Origin of the sequence: Rhodocytophaga aerolata (assembly GCF_030503435.1) — a bacterium.
Classification (GTDB): Bacteria; Bacteroidota; Bacteroidia; order Cytophagales; family 172606-1; genus Rhodocytophaga; species Rhodocytophaga aerolata.
Genome location: NZ_JAUKPO010000013.1, coordinates 166,004 through 183,027, shown reverse-complemented (window position 1 = coordinate 183,027; position 17,024 = coordinate 166,004). Strand labels below are relative to the sequence as shown.

The following is a 17,024-nucleotide window of genomic DNA, read 5'->3' as shown; positions in this document are numbered from 1 at the left end:
AATCATTATATATGGAAATTGTTTTATTGACATGCTGTTGAATTCATACTTTAAAATAGATATGTACTACCTGCAGCGAGGTGCATTTTCATACTCTTACGAAAGAAACGAACTACTTCCCAAGGCAATCGGAACTAATAGTTTTTTGCTTGGCAAGCACTAATTTATATCAGGTTTTTATTGCAATTCCCTGAATAAGATGATAATTTGCATAGAGGAAAAAAATTTAATGAACAGGTTCTTTGTGCAATTTTTATAGAAACCTTTCGTTCCTCTCATGTTCAACGCTTCAATTTTAGAAAGTATTTGATCATACAAAACGCAACAAAAATTACCTTATTACTAAACAACATTCTACAAAGTTGTCTTGGAATACTAGCCTCTTTAACTTCTGTTATGGAGGCATTTTTATTGCTTAAACCATTACTAAACTCCTATTATGTATGAATTCCAATTCCCATGACAAAAGCTATCAAGTTGCCCGCCTGGTAAACCGAAAGGGAGACCTGGACAAACGCTGGTACGTAGAGTATTATGCCTGGAACGCTGACAAATCAGAACTGCAGAGAAAGCAGCTTTTTGCACCTTCCGCTTTAAAAACAGCCAATGCCCGAGAAGAATGGGCCCGAGAAGTAATAAAAGAAATTCAGGAAAAAGCAGATGCCGGACATACGTTTAAGCCGTTGACTGTAAAAACTGCTCATATCAGTGCCCCACGCTTTACATTTGCGCAGGGCATTGAATCAGCCATTGTTACAAAGTTAAACAGCGACCGTAACCGTACTGTTCAAACCTACCGCAGCTTCCTGAATATTTTTAAAGACTGGGTTAACCGTACTGATTTTGCCAACACACCAATTACAGAAGTAAACGAGGAGCATATTATACTTTTTCTAAACTGGCTCAAAATTGAAAAAGGTATTGGGAACACAACCTACAACAACTATTTACAAAGGTTAACTACTGCATTTAACATTCTTATCAGACAGGAAGTATTGAAAGAAAATCCATGTCATGCTGTGGAAATTTTACCTGAAGAATCATGTAAAAATGTAGCCCTTAATTTTCATCAACGGTTAACCATAGAGAAGTATCTGTTAGATAATAATCTGCCCTTATACAAATTTACCAGATTTTTGTATTTCACATTTTTACGTCCAAGTGAGCTGGTACAGTTAAAAATCAAGGATTTTGATCTGAAAAACAAACAGATTCTGGTGCCGGCTGAAATCAGTACAAACCGGAAAGAAGAGCCTGTAACTATTCCCAAACTATTACTGGCTGAAATTGCCCCAATGCGGTTAGATAAGTATGATCCGGATGATTATGTTTTTTCCAGAAACTTATTGCCTGGGAGGCATAAAATCTATCCTACCTATGTTAGTGAAATGCACCGGAAAGTGTTGCAGGCTTGTGGAATTAAACAAAAAGATGTAACGCTCTATTCCTGGAGGCATACTGGTGTAGTCAATGCTTACAAAGCAGGTATAGATATAAAGACATTACAAATTCATATTCGCCATCAGAATATGGAGATGACTAACAGCTATCTGGAAAGGTTAGGACTCGGCCTGAAACACGAGCTTGAACAGAGGGAATGGTAATATAATACCAAGATGAGGTAGAATCATCAGTATAGAAAAAGAACCTAAATCTATACTGATGGTTTTACTTATGTCTATTATTTTTTCTTGAACTTTTAGTAATGCTACCTACTTCGCTTATAAATTTTGAGAGGCTTGTATCTGTTGCTTCTACGGACTATTTAGCATGTATTAACTATACAGCTGTGTAGCAATAAAAAAGTATAATTGCCTAAATTGGTAGTGGCCTTTAGTGTGTGTAACAAATATACACCAGTACGCCTCAATAAAGTTTGTAGCTACCTTCAAAAAATGAAACTGATTTAATACGGTTTAACATTGTCTCTTTTCAGAACTGTTAAAGCTTATCTAACCATGTAACAGGATATACATTTATATCAGTAAGTGTATAAAAATGAGGAAGTATAATTTAATAATTAACTTAATTACAAATGTAACATAACCATTTGTCGACCAAAACACAATCAGCAATCAAACAAAATCGAACTTTAATAAATTTACAACAGTAAATCACTATTTTCTACTGCATAAAAAAAGCAGAAAAGAATACTCTTTTCTGCTCTCTGTTAATTAAGTATATTAAACTACGCTACTTTACTTACAATTGCTTTAAAAGCAGCTGGATGATTCATTGCTAGGTCAGCTAATACTTTTCTATTTAACCCAATATTTGCTTGGTTCAACTTACCAATAAATTGAGAATACGAAAGTCCTTCTTGCCGTACGGCTGCATTAATTCTTTGAATCCACAATGCTCTGAAATCTCTCTTCTTAACTTTTCTGTCGCGGGTTGAATAAACCATGGCTTTATCAACCGCATTTTTTGCGACAGTTAATACATTTTTTCTTCTACCAAAATATCCTTTGGCAGCTTTTATAATTTTTTTTCTGCGGGCTCTGGAAGCTACCGCATTTACTGATCTTGGCATTTTTTGTTAATTTTTTGATAACTGGCGACAATCTTTGTACTTAAAGCCAGGTACCGGGTGAAACATAAAATAATTAATAAACCTAAGGTGTATTATAAGTTATAATACAAGCATTTGTTTTACTCTGCGTTCATCAGCTTCACTTACCAGTGTAGCATGCGTTAAACGTCTTTTCTGTTTGGTTGTCTTTTTTGTCAGGATATGGCTTTTGAAAGCATGCTTTCTTTTGATTTTGCCAGTACCAGTAAGCTTAAAACGCTTTTTGGCACCTGAATTTGTTTTTAACTTTGGCATCGTTTTACTGAATAAATGGTGAATTGTGTATTAAAAATTTAATGTGCTGAATATGGTTGCATACATTTTATGCTACCTGTCAGCACATTAAAATATCAGTAGTCTATTTTTTCTGACTGACCGGCTTTGGCGACAACATGAGTATCATCCGCTTGCCTTCCAGTTTAGGCAACTCATCTACTTTTGCATGCTCTTCAAGGGCTTGGGCAAATTTTAATAATAAAATCTCTCCTCTTTCCTTAAATACAATGGTTCTTCCCACAAAATGTACATATGCACGCACTTTGGCTCCTTCTTTCAGGAAATTAATCGCATGCTTGAGCTTAAATTCAAAATCATGTTCATCAGTATTAGGGCCAAACCGGATCTCTTTCACTACTACTTTCTGAGCTTTGGCTTTTAGCTCCTTCTGCTTTTTCTTCTGCTCATATTTGAATTTTGAGTAATCGGTGATTTTACAAACAGGCGGATCGGCATTCGGTGATATTTCTACCAAGTCTAGTTGTTGAGCTTTCGCCATGGCTAGTGCTTGTTTGGTATCATAAACACCTTGTTCTACGTTCTCGCCTACTACACGCACCTTGGGCACTCTGATCAGCTCATTAATTTTGTACGGCTCCTCAGCCCTCCCCCGAGGGCTATAAGGTCTCTGTGGTCTATTGATGTTTACCTCCTTTTTTGTTTTATACACTATTTAAGTTTGCAAATATCAGATTAATTTTGAAATAATTAAAATGCTATTTGTATTTTTTTGTTTGTCAGGCGGATACAGGCTGAATGCTGGCTTCATTCTGGAAATACTTTGCAAAATCTTCCAGAGTAAAACTACCCAGATCTCCTTGACCATGTTTTCTGACTGAAACTTTTCCCTCCTCCTGCTCTTTCTCTCCGACAATAAGCATAAAAGGCACTTTGCTCACCTCCGCATCCCGGATTTTACGTCCTATTTTCTCATCCCGGTTATCGATAAAACCCCGGATGTCTTTTTCTTCCAGCATTGTATAAACTTTTTGTGCGTAGGCAGCAAATTTTTCAGATATTGGAAGCACGGCAATTTGCTCAGGAGATAACCAAAGCGGGAAGTTTCCCGCACAGTGTTCAATCAATACAGCTACAAAACGTTCTAATGAGCCAAAAGGTGCCCGGTGAATCATTACCGGTCGATGACGCTGGTTATCCGACCCTACATACTCTAACTCAAACCGGTTGGGTAACTGATAATCTACTTGTATGGTGCCTAACTGCCATTTCCTGCCCAAGGCATCTTTCACCATAAAATCCAATTTCGGGCCATAAAAAGCAGCCTCTCCAAAGGCAATTACTGTTCTTAACCCCCGTTCGCTGGCTGCTTCCATTATTTCCTGTTCTGCTTTTTCCCACTGCGCCTCATCGCCGATATACTTTTCACGTTCTGTCTGGTGACGCAGAGAAATTTGGGCAGTGTAATCATCAAATCCTAAAGCTCTGAACACGTATAAAACCAGGTCTATTACTTTAATAAACTCTTCTTTTACTTGTTCAGGACGGCAGAATATGTGGGCATCATCCTGGGTAAATCCTCTTACTCTGGTTAACCCGTGTAATTCGCCACTTTGTTCGTAGCGGTAAACGGTACCAAATTCAGCGAGACGTAAAGGCAAATCTTTATATGACCGAGGTTTCGCTTTATATATTTCGCAATGATGTGGGCAGTTCATGGGTTTTAACAAAAACTCCTCATCCTCATCCGGTGTATGGATGGGTTGAAAAGAATCTTTGCCATATTTATCCCAGTGGCCAGAGGTAACATAAAGCTGTTTGCTACCAATATGAGGCGTAACTACCGGAGAATACCCGGCTTTTACTTGAGCTTTCCGCAAAAACTGCTCTAACCGTTCGCGAAGGGCTGTACCCTTTGGCAACCACAAAGGCAAGCCCATGCCTACTTTTTCTGAGAACGTAAACAATTCCAGCTCTTTCCCTAATTTCCGGTGATCGCGTTTCTTAGCTTCTTCCAGCAAAGTTAGGTAGTCTATAAGCTCCTTTTGCTTCGGAAACGTAATACCATAGATACGGGTAAGCTGTTTGTTTTTTTCATCGCCACGCCAGTAAGCTCCCGCCACGTTCATTAATTTGGCCGCTTTGATAAACCCAGTGTTCGGAATATGGGGACCACGGCAAAGATCTACAAAGTTACCCTGGGTATAGAAGGTAATACTGCCATCTTCTAACCCCTCAATCAGATCTAGTTTATACTCATCGCCTTTATCTTTAAAATAGGCTATGGCATCAGCTTTACTTACTGGTTTACGGATATAGTCACTTTTCTGCCTGGCAAGTTCCAGCATTTTATCTTCTATGGCTTTAAAGTCGTCTTGTGAAAAAGCTTTTCCGCCAAAATCCACATCATAGTAGTACCCGTTTTCTATGGCCGGGCCAATACCAAATTTTATACCAGGATAGAGTGCTTCCAAAGCCTCTGCCATTAAGTGCGCAGATGAATGCCAGAATGTAGCTTTGCCTTCCGTATCATTCCAGGTTAACAATTGCACAGCGGCATCTTTTTCAATAGGCCGGGTAGCATCCCATACTTCTCCATTCACTTTCGCAGCTAATACATTCCTGGCTAGTCCTTCGCTTATCTGCAAAGCCAAATCCATGCTGGTACTTCCTTTGGGGAGTTCCCGCTTACTTCCATCCGGAAGCGTTATTTTTATTTTTTCTTGTTCACCGGTAATCATTCTTGTTCTTGGTTCGGTTTTATTTCAGGTGTAATGGAAGGTAATAGTTCCAATGGTTGCAATATAGCAGGTTTTTGAATGGGATGTTCAATAGCCCATTTTAAATTAGCATACTGTTTCTGTAATTTCGGGTTGTTGCTATTAATTTCCATCGCTTGCTGATAGTGGGCTAAGGCTTCTTCTTTGTTACCTATCCGCTCATAACTCAGCCCTGTGAGAAAATAAATATCAGGCAATTTTTTATCGTGGGCATGCAACTGGGTAAACGTATTGATTGCTTCCTGATAATTTTTTTCGAGCATATAGATTTCTCCCAACCGGTAGCTAGCCTGAATTAATGAAGAATTCTGTTCCAACGCTTTGCGGTAGTGAATTTTGGCGCTATCTAGTCTGCCGCTGGTCATGTATACATTGCCAAGTTTATAGTGAAGACCGGCGTGTGAAGGAGAAAGCTGTAACCCTTGTAACACATACTTCTTGGCGGCTAATGTATCTCTTTTAGCTTGTAATATACTCGCCAGGCGGTCGTAGGTTTCTACGTTTCCGGGTTGATATTGCATGGCAGCTGTTAAATATTTTAAAGCTACCGCTGTATCGCCTGTTTCTGCAGCAATGGCTCCTTTCCAATAGAACGCTAAGCCATTATAGGGAGCTGTTTCTAAAGACTTATCTAAGGCTTCGCCAGCTTTGTCGTACTCTTTACGCATAGCATACAACTCCCCAAGTAATGTGTAGAAATCTGTGGATTGTACCTGGAGTTTTTCTGCTTTTTGTATATCCACATAGGCTTGTTCGGGATGTTGTAACCGCTGATGCAAACGAGCCCTCAGCAAATAATATTTCCCATTATTTGGGTCTAATTCTATCGCCTGGCTTATATCGTCCAGGGCAGGTGTCCACTGCTCATGGCTGTGATATAAATGCGCCCGCTTATAAAAGAAATCGCCGTTATTCGGATAATCATCAATGGCGTCAGTCAATACTTGCAATTGCACCTTATAGGTAGCAGACTCCCCTTCCGGTAAAGGAGGAATATGGGTGTCCCGTTGCTCATGCGGCTGGCAAGAAGTCCATAAAATAACTCCTGCAATAAGCAAGGCAATATTCTTTATACTATTTTGATGCATATATTTTATTACAACAAAATAATTCTTAAAATTTTCCAATGTATGTTAACAATTTTGAAAGTTTCTATACACCGCAAAAATATCAATTAAGCAGCAAGGGATTTATTGAAAATCAGCAACTATCTCACATTTCATTCTGCTGGTAATTCTACCGGATACATATCAAGTAAGGTAAGCAACTAGACCATAGTATGATTTTATAGCCTTTTTACTATCCATAACTGCATGCCTTTGCCGGATTTAGCAAACTATTTATCGCTGAATTGAAAGTTAATACGAAAGTACGGTCCAACAACCTGGTTGCTTATGAAAGAGTGCAGCCTATTTTCTATAAAAATTACATGCCCGGCGGATAAAACAGCCATAACTTGAATTTTTCCGGTTACCTATAGTACGTCTGTCTTGCTGTCGGCACTTAAGTTCAGGTAGTCTTCTGGAGTATCAATATCTACTTTTCCTTCTGGGAAAGGAATGGTATGTACCTCTGACGCACTGGCAATAATCCTTCTGGCTCCCTCCTGCCCTGTTAGTTGCTGTAACACAGGAAAATACATTTTATGAAAAAAGGCAGGGACCCCTAAGGTATCTGCATAAGAAGAGGCTATCAGTGGTTTTCGGGTAGTCTGGTATTCTTCTATAAAATGGTTGAGCAGGGTAGCTTTAACATACGGCTGATCGCATAACATAATGAGTACACCTTCTACATGGGGGTTTACAGTAAGAAGCATCTCCATGCCTGCACGGATGGATGATCCCATTCCATCTGCCCATTGGGGATTTTCTGTTACAAAAACCGGAAGTTCAGCAATCTCAAGTTTAATTAGGGATGCATTCGCACCCAACACCACCACAACCGGAAAACATCTGGAAGTAAGCCCACTTTCCACCATGTGCTGAATCAGACTATGGCCGCTGAAAGGGAGTAACTGTTTGGGTTTACCCATACGGGACGATGCTCCGGCAGCCAGAATGATGAGGCCTATAGATGATTTTTTAGTTAGAGGGCACATGTGTCTCCAATGGTATAGTCACGTGCAGATACAACTATATCCATTTCACCGGCACGGTCATGGATATAGCCTTGTTTATTTTTAAGGTTTCCACCAGACTTACGAGTAAAAAAAGCTTGAATTTCACTGACAATAGAGAGAGCTATTTCCTCAGGTGTTTCAGCGCCGATATCCAGACCTACCGGGCTGTATATTTTTTCAAGTTGTTGGTCTGCAAATGTTTTTCCTGCTACCTCGTATTCCGTCAGCATTTTATCTGTACGTTTTCTGGGGCCAAGAATACCAATGTAGGGAACATCCGTTTCCAGGAGTTGCGTCAGAACGGCCAGATCATACTTATAATTGTGGGAAATAAGAACCACGGCTGTATGTCTGGTAAGGGGTAGATTACCTGGGATCTGATGGCGGTCTACTTGCTTAATCGTATCGGCTTTCGGAAATCGCAGCGGAGCCAGATGGGCAATACAATCGTCAGTAACTATAACCCGCATCCCTATATCTTTTGCCAGATTCACTAAAGGAATTGCATCATAGCCTCCCCCAAATACCAGTAATTGTATTCCTGGATGCATGATCTCTAAAAATACCTCGACTTCTGTATTGTTTAGCAGAAAGTTTCCGTAAGCAGGCTTCTCTCCTTGCAGTGCAAGATTAATTGCCTGCTGCAATTGGGTAGGTAACGCCTGACCTGTGTGCTGAATCAGGGAACCATCGTTTTGAACCAACCAGCGAGTGGCCAAAGGAACGGTAGTAGCATCCGCTGTTTTTGCCACGGTAACTAATACGGCTATTTCCCGGTTTGTCGTTTCTGCAAAATTTTTAAATAAATAGAAAGGATTGGAGGAAGTATCTGGAACCACTGGTTCAATCAACACATCAATAATCCCGTTGCAGCCCAAACCTATTCCAAAACTGCTGTTATTATCATCCATGGTATCATAGGTGACAACCATTGGTTTTCCACTTGACATTACCTGCCGGGCTTTTCTCAAGGCATCTCCCTCTAAGCAACCTCCACTGATAGCTCCCTCCCACCGTCCATCGTCAGTTATAAGCATACGGGCACCTGGCCTGCGGTAAGAGGAACCATATAACTTAACTACAGATGCTAAAGCAGCTTTGCGCTGGGTAAAATCAATTTTGTCATATACCTCAATTAATCTTTTCAGCTCTTTCATATCGGTAATGGGAATGTATGTAAGCAGAAGCTCCGCTTTCACAAACCCTGTAAAGCGGAGCCCAGCAAAATTATTTTTTAGCTACTGCTTTGACTTCAGCGGCAGTAATTATTTTTCCTTTATTTCCCCAGCTATTCCGTACATAGTTTAATACATGTGCAATTTGCTGGTCGTCGAGTGCCTGGGCTGGCATCACGTTATTATATTTTTGTCCATTTACAGTAACTTCTCCCTGCAATCCATTTTTTACAACACCAATAGCCCGTTTAGTGTCAGCCATCAGATAATCTGATTTAGCTAAAGGAGGAAATGCTCCGGCAATACCTTGTCCTTCTGGCTGATGGCACATGGAACAATAGCTGGCATATAAAGTTTTCCCTTCTTTAATGCTTTTTGCTAGCGCATCTTCCTGTACTGGTGTGGAAGTCGGTGTACCTGATTCACTTGGACTTACAGTAAATGAATACAGTGTAGCGGATACTGCTGCAATGGAGGCAAGTGTTAAAAATCTACGTTTCATGTAAGAGTGATGTTTGAAAACTGGTTTATTCTGCAAAATAAATGTAAATAGTACGAGAAAAATTTCTACTAATTTACGATAATATTTGGTGGAAAGCATAAATCATGCCTTAGAATAGTTGCCAAACTGATCAAACCTTACTTATTGTACTTTTACATTTCCTCCATTCTGAAAGGCAACTGCCTGACTCTTTTGCCGGTGGCCGCAAATAACGCATTTCCCAGGGCTGGAGCCAATGGGGGTAAGCCAGGTTCTCCTACGCCGTCTGGTTTGTCGGTGCTTGGCAAAATATATACTTCTATGGGGGGAATCTCCTGAATGCGCATCATCCGGTAATTGTTAAAATTGGTTTGTACGGCTTTTCCACCTTCAAAAGTAATTTCATCTTTCAACGCAGCCATCAACGCCATTACGGTAGCCCCCTCCACTTGCGCCTTCACATTATCTGGATTTATAGCCATACCACAATCAATGGCGGCTACTATTTTTTCAATTTTTGTTTGTCCGTTAAGCTTCGAAACATACACCACATGACCTGCCTGTCCTGCAAAAAACTGCCAGATGGCCACACCTTTTCCCCAGCCTTTATCCAGGGGCTTGCTCCATCCACTTTTTTCTCCCAGAAAAGTTAATAACTTTTTCATCCGGGTATTTTTGTTGATTAAGCTCAGGCGGAATTGCAATGGATCTTTCTTAGCGGCATGAGCTACCTCATCAATAAAGCTTTCGTGAGCAAAAGCTGTTGTCGTAGAATAAACGGCTCTCCACCAGCCAAGGGGCATGGTCGTTTCTGCATAGATAGTGTGATACTTTGCATGGGCAAATTCATACGCACTGTCCTTTATGCCTTCCATGGCCCCTTCATCTTCCCTTTGAGAAGGGTCTTTGCTTCCAAAATTGTCGTAGCTAATAGATGGAGCTACTACTTTATGCTGAAAGGCTATAGGTTTGCCGGCAGCATCTAATCCTGCTTTCAGGCTGCTGTACGTACCAGGCCGGAAAGGGCCGGCCGTCATGTCATCTTCGCGGCTCCAGATTGTTTTTACCGGTACCCCGGCCTGTTTAGAAAGGTGTACTGCTTCCATAATCGCATCAAAAAACAGCCTCCGGCCGAAACCTCCACCTAAATACGTTGTATGCAAGGTGATACTTTCCTCTGGCATATTAAGGTATTTGGCTACTTCTCCTTTTGCCCAGTCTGGTACTTGTGTAGGGGCCCATATTTCGCATTTGTCTGCCTGCACGTGTGCCACACAGTTTTGTGGTTCCATCGGAGCATGCGCTGCAAAAGGCAGTTTATACTCCGCCTCCAGTTTAGTCGGGGCAGCTAAAAAAGCTTTATCAAAGTCCCCGGTGCTATGCGATATTTTTCCTTCAGCCTGAGCCAGATCTTTCATCCGTGCGTAGATTGTTTGGCTATTCCACTGGGTGTTATTTCCAGTCTCCCATTGTATTTTTAACGCCTTCCTTCCTTGAGTTGCCGCATAATAGTTTTCTGCCAATACCGCCACTCCATAAAAAGTATTTTTATTTAATTTTCTTTCGCTTCGCAGGACCTGTTTTACTCCAGCCACTGTCTTTGCCTTAGCATCATCCACACTTTTAACTTTGGCATAAAATACCGGTGCTCTTTCAATGGAAGCATACAACATACCAGGTACTTTTATATCTATCCCAAATTGAGCCGTTCCATCCACCTTCAGTGGCACATCTGGCCTGGGAATGGCTTTACCAATCAGCTTAAAAGTTTTCGGATCTTTGAGTTTAGGTTCTTTCGGTACGTCCAGTTTGCTTGCCTTTTCTACCAATTCTCCATAACTGAGTTTTTTAGTAGATTTTTTATGCAAAACCATTCCTTCTTTGGTTGTACAATCTATAAGGGGAACATTCCAGGTTTGGGCTGCCGCTGCCAGTAACATTTCTCTGGCGGCAGCTCCGGCTTTCCGTAAATGCATATACGACCCCTTTACACTGTTGCTCCCTCCTACTCCCATGTCTCCATATTTTTTGTCTGCAGTAGCCATGTGAATTTCAACCTGATCTAACCGCACATCCAGTTCTTCTGCTACTAACACAGGTATAGATTGCCAGGTACCCTGGCCCATTTCCGGTTTATGGTTAATCAAGATTATCCGGTTAGTAGAATCTATTAGAATGAAGGGAGTAATTTCTGTTGGAACAGGATTGTCATTGGTTAGTTTGAAGATTGATTTTTCTCCGGCTTGCGCTCGGTCAGGAAGAGAAAACCCTAATCCGAGAAATGCGCCAGTTAATGCGGATAGATGAATGAATTCCCGACGGCTGATGGGTTGTTGTAAGGGTTTGGTCATACAGATAGAGTAAGGGATACTGGCGTAATGAGAAGTTAGGGTATGAAAGCCGGACCTTTTCGTTGGTCCGGCTTTCGGTAATTGTGCAGCATCGGTGATAGTTGGATGCTGAAAAAGCTTATACTTCGTCTAGATTGAAGGGCAATTTACGGATACGTTTGCCAGTTAAGTTAAATACTGCATTAGCCAAAGCTGGTGCGATAGGTGGTAATCCAGGCTCTCCTACACCTCCGGGTTCTTCGGTATTTTGCACAATGTGAATATCTACTGCAGGCATTTCATGTATCCGCAATACCCGGTAAGTATTGAAATTGCTTTGTTTTGCCTGGCCGTTTTCGAAGGTAATCCCATCTTTTATGGCTGCCGTTAATCCCATCACAATATTTCCTTCTGTCTGTGCTTTTACATTATCCGGATTTACATGCTGCCCACAATCGATTACGGATACTACTTTTTCAATGGTAAGCTTCCCGTTTTGTTTAGTTACGGTTACGGCATGTGCACATATGCTACCAAATGATTTTACAATGGCTATTCCTCTGGCTTTCCCGGCAGGCAACTTTGTTTTGTAATCTGTTTTTTCGGCCAGTAGTTGCAACACATTTTTAAAGCGGGGTGCATTTGCAAACATTGCTAACCGGAAATCCATGGGGTCCTTTCCAGCTGCATGGGCTAGTTCATCTACGAAACATTCCTGCCCGAATGCGCTAGTGGAACAATACACCGACCGCCACCAAACGATAGGAATTTCTGTTTCTGCCAGTACGTAACTGTATTTGGCACTAGCGAATGCATAGGGGCTTTCTTCCGGACCAATGCATTCCATTACCCATTCATCGGCTTTGCCTGCCATAGGTGCTTTGAAAACCTGTTGCTGAATAGAAGCTCCAACAGCTTTATGCTCAAATGCAACCACTTTACCTTCTTTATCTAATCCACCCCGCATGGCGCTTAGCATACCCGGCCGGAATGGACCTTGAGCTGTATCGTCTTCGCGTGTCCAGAGCAGTTTTACAGGAGCCTGAATTTGTTTGGATAAATTAACGGCCTCTAATAAATAATCGTAATAGGCCTTGCGTCCAAAACCACCACCCAGGAAGGTAACATGTATTTTTACATTTTCCGGTTTTATATTCAGGTATTTTGCTACCTGATCCACAGCCCAGTCAGGAGCCTGAACCGGTGCCCATATTTCACACGTATCTCCTTTGACAGAGGCCACGGCATTTTCCGGTTCCATTGGAGCATGAGCCATAAAGGGAGTTTCATATTGTGCTTCCAGCTTTTTTACAGCTGCATTCAGCCCATCTTCCACTTTTCCTTTCTCTTTAAACAGAACGCCTTCCGTTTTTGCTAATTCCCGTAAGTTGGTAAAATAAGCTTCTGTGCTTATCTTATCAAACTCACTATTATCCCAGGTGATTGTTAAGGCTTTTCTTCCTTGCAAGGCAGCATAATAAGAGTCTGCAATTACCGCCACACCATGTGTAGTTTTGTGAGGCATAGGTCTTTCCGATAGCAGAACCTGTTTTACTCCTTTCACTTGCTTTGCCTTGGTGTCATCAACTTTCAAGACCTTTCCATGAATGACGGGTGAACGTTCAATAGACGCATAGAGCATTCCTGGTAATTTTACATCAAGTCCAAAAATGGTTTTGCCATCTACTTTAGCTGGAATATCTTGGCGGGGCAACGCTTTGCCTAATAATTTATAGTCTTTAGGTAATTTCAGTTTTGGATCTTTGGGGGCTTCCAGTTTAGAGGCTTCTTCTACTAACTCTCCATAGCCAAGCGATTTTCCGCTTTTCTTTTCGAATACTTTGCCTTGATTTGCATAACAGTCGGCTTCAGCTACTTTCCACCGGTTGGCTGCTGCACGTACCAGCATCTCTCTGGCAGCAGCTCCAGCTTTTCGCAACGGCAGCCAGGAGGTTCGTACACTGCTGCTGCCCCCGGATAACTGGCTTCCAAATTTTTTATTGCCATCCGACTGCACTATATTCACCTGGTCCAGATTCACTTCCAGCTCTTCAGCCAGCAGACTGGGTACAGCCTGAAAAGAACCCTGTCCCATGTCTGGCCGCGGGTTAATCAGGGTGATACGGCCTGTTTTTTCGATAATAATAAAGGCATTGAGTTCTACACCTGAGGGAATGTCAGCATAGAAATTATATAGGGGTGCTTCTGCCAACTTTGCTTTACCCTGTGCCGGAAAGTAGAATCCTAAGGTGAGCGCAGCCCCGGAAAAACCGGTTAGCTTTAAAAATTTACGGCGGTCTATGGTTTGTTCGGTCATGGTTTGCCTGTTTTATTGGTAGGTGTTGCATCGCTCATGAGATTGGCGGCCGAATGTATGGCTTTGCGTATCCGTACATAGGTTCCACAGCGGCAGATATTTCCTTGCATAGCTGTATCTATATCTGCATCGGTAGGTTTAGGTTTCTGCTTTAATAACGCAGCCGCAGACATCAGTTGTCCGGACTGGCAATACCCACATTGAGGTACCTGGTGTTCGATCCAGGCTTTCTGTAAGGGATGCGACTTTTCTGTGGACAAGCCTTCAATAGTTGTAATTTGCTTGTCGGCCACTGCAGAAACAGGCAATACACAAGATCTGGTTGCATTGCCATCCAGGTGCACAGTGCAGGCTCCGCATTGGGCTATGCCACAGCCAAACTTTGTACCAGTAAGGCCTACAAAATCCCGGATAACCCACAGGAGGGGCATTTGTGGGTCAACATCTACCTGGTGCTGTTCCCCATTAATAGTTAAGGTGAAATTTGCCATAAATCAGAAATGGTGCTATAGTATGTAGCTATAAGAAAGAATAAGTATTTGCGGATAAGTGACTTTCAACTGTATGGATATTGTTAAAAGAATTCCCTTTAAAATTACAGAATTTGCTAGGATAGCAAAATAAAAAAGGATACTTTCTTTTCAAAGGATCTGCAAGCAATAGATATTTTTTTGCAAGAGTAACTGTTGTTTTCTCCCATAGGTTGGCTTAATTTTTTTCTCTTACCAGAAATGTTTTTTCATTCTAAAACAGTTGAAAATTCTTATACAATTTATATTGTATAGACTCCCAGCTTCGAAATGAAATCCTGGTAAATAATTTTAATAGATAAGGAATTTGAGTATCTTTACGGATGATAGAAGGGCCAGAGGTAGACAACAAAAGTCCTATAGTATATTCACAAAAACACTTGACAAATTTTGTATATTTAAACTGGATTCCTTTATTTTGATTCAATTCTAAAACTACAGCACTCCCTGGATGGATTTGCTGTTTTAGTATTTTATTTAATTTGCAAACGCAACCTAAACACAAGCTATAGTTATCAGGGAATACCACACAGATAACTGGTTTTATAGATATGGCAGAAATTACACATAATTACACCGAAGATAGTATTAAATCTCTGGACTGGCGGGAACACATCCGTTTAAGGCCAGGTATGTACATAGGAAAGCTGGGCGATGGGTCTTCACAGGATGATGGCATCTATGTACTGGTAAAAGAAATTATAGATAATTCCATAGATGAACATGTGATGGGGTTTGGGAGTAAAATCGAAATCACCATCTCCGAACACCGGGTAGAAGTACGGGATTATGGCCGGGGCATTCCGCTCGGTAAAATGATTGATTGTGTCTCCAAAATAAATACTGGTGGAAAATACGACTCTGGTGCCTTTCAGAAATCAGTGGGTTTGAATGGCGTGGGTACCAAAGCAGTAAATGCCTTGTCTACTTATTTTAGGGTACAATCTTTTAGGGATGGTAAAACGAGACTGGCCGAATTTGAAAGAGGCATCCTTAAAATGGAATCCAAAGATACGGCAACTACCCAGAAAAATGGGACCTTAATGATATTTGAGCCGGATAATACCATTTTTAAGCACTACCATTTTATCCCCCAGTATCTGGAAAATCAGATCTGGAACTATGCCTTCCTGAATGCAGGGTTAACGTTGATTTTCAATGGCAAAAAATACTTTTCAGAAAAAGGATTATTAGATCTTCTCCTTCGCAAAACTGACGCTGACAGCCTACGATATCCTATAATTCATTTAAAGGGAGATGATATTGAACTGGCCTTGACACACGGGAATGAATATGGGGAAGAGTATTACTCCTTTGTGAACGGGCAGTATACCACCCAAGGAGGTACCCATTTAGCCGCTATGCGGGAAGCAGTGGTAGATACTATCCGGGAAGTTTTTAAAACCAAATATGAAGCCTCCGATATCCGGGCCTCTATTATTGGTGCCATTAGTGTACGGGTACAGGAACCAGTATTTGAGTCGCAAACCAAAACCAAACTAGGCTCTTTAAATATGGCGCCAGAAGGTCCATCCGTTCGTGGCTATATCGGAGATTTTATCAAAAAACACCTGGACGATTACCTGCGCAAACACAAAGATGTGGCGGATGCGCTGGAAAAACGGATTAAACAATCGGAAAGAGAGCGTAAAGAAATAGCCGGCATAAAAAAGCTGGCAAATGAACGGGCAAAAAAAGCAAACCTGCACAACAAAAAACTCCGCGACTGCCGCATTCATTATAATGATGCCAAAACGGATAAGAATGCAGAAGACAGAAGGTTTGACTCTACTTTGTTTATTACTGAAGGCGATTCGGCCAGTGGTTCTATTACAAAATCCCGGGATGTACAATACCAGGCTGTATTCAGTTTGCGGGGTAAGCCTTTAAATTGCTTTGGCCTGACCAAGAAAGTAGTATATGAAAATGAAGAGTTTAACCTGCTGCAACATGCCCTGGATATAGAAGATGGTATAGAAAACCTGCGGTATAATAAAATAGTAATTGCCACCGATGCAGACGTAGATGGTATGCACATCCGGTTGCTGATGCTCACCTTCTTCCTGCAGTTCTTCCCGGATGTGGTAAAAAATGGCCATTTATATATTCTGGAAACGCCTCTTTTCCGGGTAAGAAACAAGAAGCAGACAATCTATTGTTACACCGACGAAGAAAGGCAGAAGGCTATTCAAAAACTGGGGCCAAAGCCAGAGATTACACGATTCAAAGGCTTAGGAGAAATTTCTCCCGATGAGTTCGGTAAATTTATTGGAGAAGATATGCGGCTGGAACCAATCATTCTGCATAAAGATACCTCCATTACCAAGCTGCTGACTTATTATATGGGGAAGAACACCCCTGAACGGCAGCGGTTTATTATTGATAACTTACGGGTTGAAAAAGATTTAACCACTGCTGAAACCTTGCCGCTGGAAAAAGCTGAAGTGGTAGAAGCAGATTAGCATACTAGACGTATAGGCTAAAAG

The 17,024-nt window shown here is 41.3% G+C and carries 13 protein-coding genes; 2 read left to right on the top strand and 11 right to left on the bottom strand.

Translation table 11 applies throughout. The features are described from left to right. The first annotated feature begins 443 nt into the window (after positions 1–443). The gene (locus Q0590_RS20825) at positions 444–1,604 is read left to right on the top strand and encodes a tyrosine-type recombinase/integrase (protein ID WP_302039533.1); all 1,161 of its coding nucleotides are present in this window, start codon (positions 444–446) and stop codon (positions 1,602–1,604) included. Positions 1,605–2,188: 584 nt separating this feature from the next. On the opposite strand, the gene rplT is transcribed toward Q0590_RS20825, so the two are convergent. The 11 genes from rplT to Q0590_RS20770 all read right to left on the bottom strand — a co-directional run bounded on the left by rplT (position 2,189) and on the right by Q0590_RS20770 (position 14,499). Beyond that, entirely contained in the window at positions 2,189–2,533 is a 345-nt protein-coding gene (gene rplT / locus Q0590_RS20820; protein ID WP_302039532.1) for a 50S ribosomal protein L20, read from the bottom strand. 99 nt (positions 2,534–2,632) lie between these two features. Further along, entirely contained in the window at positions 2,633–2,827 is a 195-nt protein-coding gene (rpmI, locus tag Q0590_RS20815) for a 50S ribosomal protein L35 (RefSeq protein WP_302039531.1), read from the bottom strand. A 103-nt stretch (positions 2,828–2,930) separates the two neighbouring features. After that, a complete protein-coding gene (infC, locus tag Q0590_RS20810; RefSeq protein ID WP_302039570.1) occupies positions 2,931–3,491 on the bottom strand; it encodes a translation initiation factor IF-3 in 561 nt (186 codons plus the stop codon). Between the two features lie 94 nt (positions 3,492–3,585). After that, entirely contained in the window at positions 3,586–5,547 is a 1,962-nt protein-coding gene (gene thrS, locus Q0590_RS20805; protein WP_302039530.1) for a threonine--tRNA ligase, read from the bottom strand. Next, positions 5,544–6,674 (bottom strand): tetratricopeptide repeat protein, encoded by a 1,131-nt coding sequence (locus Q0590_RS20800; protein WP_302039529.1) that lies wholly within the window; start codon positions 6,672–6,674, stop codon positions 5,544–5,546. Before Q0590_RS20800 ends, thrS begins: the two co-directional genes overlap by 4 nt. Before the next feature lie 386 nt (positions 6,675–7,060). After that, complete coding sequence (locus tag Q0590_RS20795; RefSeq protein ID WP_302039528.1) at positions 7,061–7,684, bottom strand: nucleotidyltransferase family protein; 624 nt, start codon at positions 7,682–7,684, stop codon at positions 7,061–7,063. Continuing rightward, the gene (locus Q0590_RS20790) at positions 7,672–8,862 is read right to left on the bottom strand and encodes an XdhC family protein (protein WP_302039527.1); all 1,191 of its coding nucleotides are present in this window, start codon (positions 8,860–8,862) and stop codon (positions 7,672–7,674) included. The genes Q0590_RS20795 and Q0590_RS20790 overlap by 13 nt, the downstream gene beginning before the upstream one ends. Positions 8,863–8,932: 70 nt before the next feature. Next, complete coding sequence (locus Q0590_RS20785; RefSeq protein WP_302039526.1) at positions 8,933–9,382, bottom strand: c-type cytochrome; 450 nt, start codon at positions 9,380–9,382, stop codon at positions 8,933–8,935. Positions 9,383–9,534: 152 nt separating this feature from the next. Further along, positions 9,535–11,712: a xanthine dehydrogenase family protein molybdopterin-binding subunit gene (locus tag Q0590_RS20780; RefSeq protein ID WP_302039525.1), complete on the bottom strand. Its 2,178-nt coding sequence runs from the start codon at positions 11,710–11,712 to the stop codon at positions 9,535–9,537. Positions 11,713–11,830: 118 nt separating this feature from the next. Further along, on the bottom strand, positions 11,831–14,008 hold the full coding sequence (locus tag Q0590_RS20775) for a xanthine dehydrogenase family protein molybdopterin-binding subunit (protein WP_302039524.1): 2,178 nt from the start codon (positions 14,006–14,008) through the stop codon (positions 11,831–11,833). Continuing rightward, complete coding sequence (locus tag Q0590_RS20770) at positions 14,005–14,499, bottom strand: (2Fe-2S)-binding protein (protein ID WP_302039523.1); 495 nt, start codon at positions 14,497–14,499, stop codon at positions 14,005–14,007. The genes Q0590_RS20775 and Q0590_RS20770 overlap by 4 nt, the downstream gene beginning before the upstream one ends. Before the next feature lie 590 nt (positions 14,500–15,089). Here Q0590_RS20770 and Q0590_RS20765 point away from each other — a divergent pair. After that, positions 15,090–17,000, top strand: a complete 1,911-nt coding sequence (locus Q0590_RS20765; RefSeq protein WP_302039522.1) for a DNA topoisomerase IV subunit B — start codon at positions 15,090–15,092, stop codon at positions 16,998–17,000. Positions 17,001–17,024 lie beyond the last annotated feature (24 nt).

What these genes read in the sequence shown, in the direction of transcription:
- Q0590_RS20825 (WP_302039533.1), top strand. Translation starts at nt 444, where the DNA reads ATGAATTCCAATTCCCATGACAAAAGCTATCAAGTTGCCCGCCTGGTA.
- rplT (WP_302039532.1), bottom strand. Translation starts at nt 2,533, where the DNA reads ATGCCAAGATCAGTAAATGCGGTAGCTTCCAGAGCCCGCAGAAAAAAA.
- rpmI (WP_302039531.1), bottom strand. Translation starts at nt 2,827, where the DNA reads ATGCCAAAGTTAAAAACAAATTCAGGTGCCAAAAAGCGTTTTAAGCTT.
- thrS (WP_302039530.1), bottom strand. Translation starts at nt 5,547, where the DNA reads ATGATTACCGGTGAACAAGAAAAAATAAAAATAACGCTTCCGGATGGA.
- Q0590_RS20800 (WP_302039529.1), bottom strand. Translation starts at nt 6,674, where the DNA reads ATGCATCAAAATAGTATAAAGAATATTGCCTTGCTTATTGCAGGAGTT.
- Q0590_RS20795 (WP_302039528.1), bottom strand. Translation starts at nt 7,684, where the DNA reads ATGTGCCCTCTAACTAAAAAATCATCTATAGGCCTCATCATTCTGGCT.
- Q0590_RS20790 (WP_302039527.1), bottom strand. Translation starts at nt 8,862, where the DNA reads ATGAAAGAGCTGAAAAGATTAATTGAGGTATATGACAAAATTGATTTT.
- Q0590_RS20785 (WP_302039526.1), bottom strand. Translation starts at nt 9,382, where the DNA reads ATGAAACGTAGATTTTTAACACTTGCCTCCATTGCAGCAGTATCCGCT.
- Q0590_RS20780 (WP_302039525.1), bottom strand. Translation starts at nt 11,712, where the DNA reads ATGACCAAACCCTTACAACAACCCATCAGCCGTCGGGAATTCATTCAT.
- Q0590_RS20775 (WP_302039524.1), bottom strand. Translation starts at nt 14,008, where the DNA reads ATGACCGAACAAACCATAGACCGCCGTAAATTTTTAAAGCTAACCGGT.
- Q0590_RS20770 (WP_302039523.1), bottom strand. Translation starts at nt 14,499, where the DNA reads ATGGCAAATTTCACCTTAACTATTAATGGGGAACAGCACCAGGTAGAT.
- Q0590_RS20765 (WP_302039522.1), top strand. Translation starts at nt 15,090, where the DNA reads ATGGCAGAAATTACACATAATTACACCGAAGATAGTATTAAATCTCTG.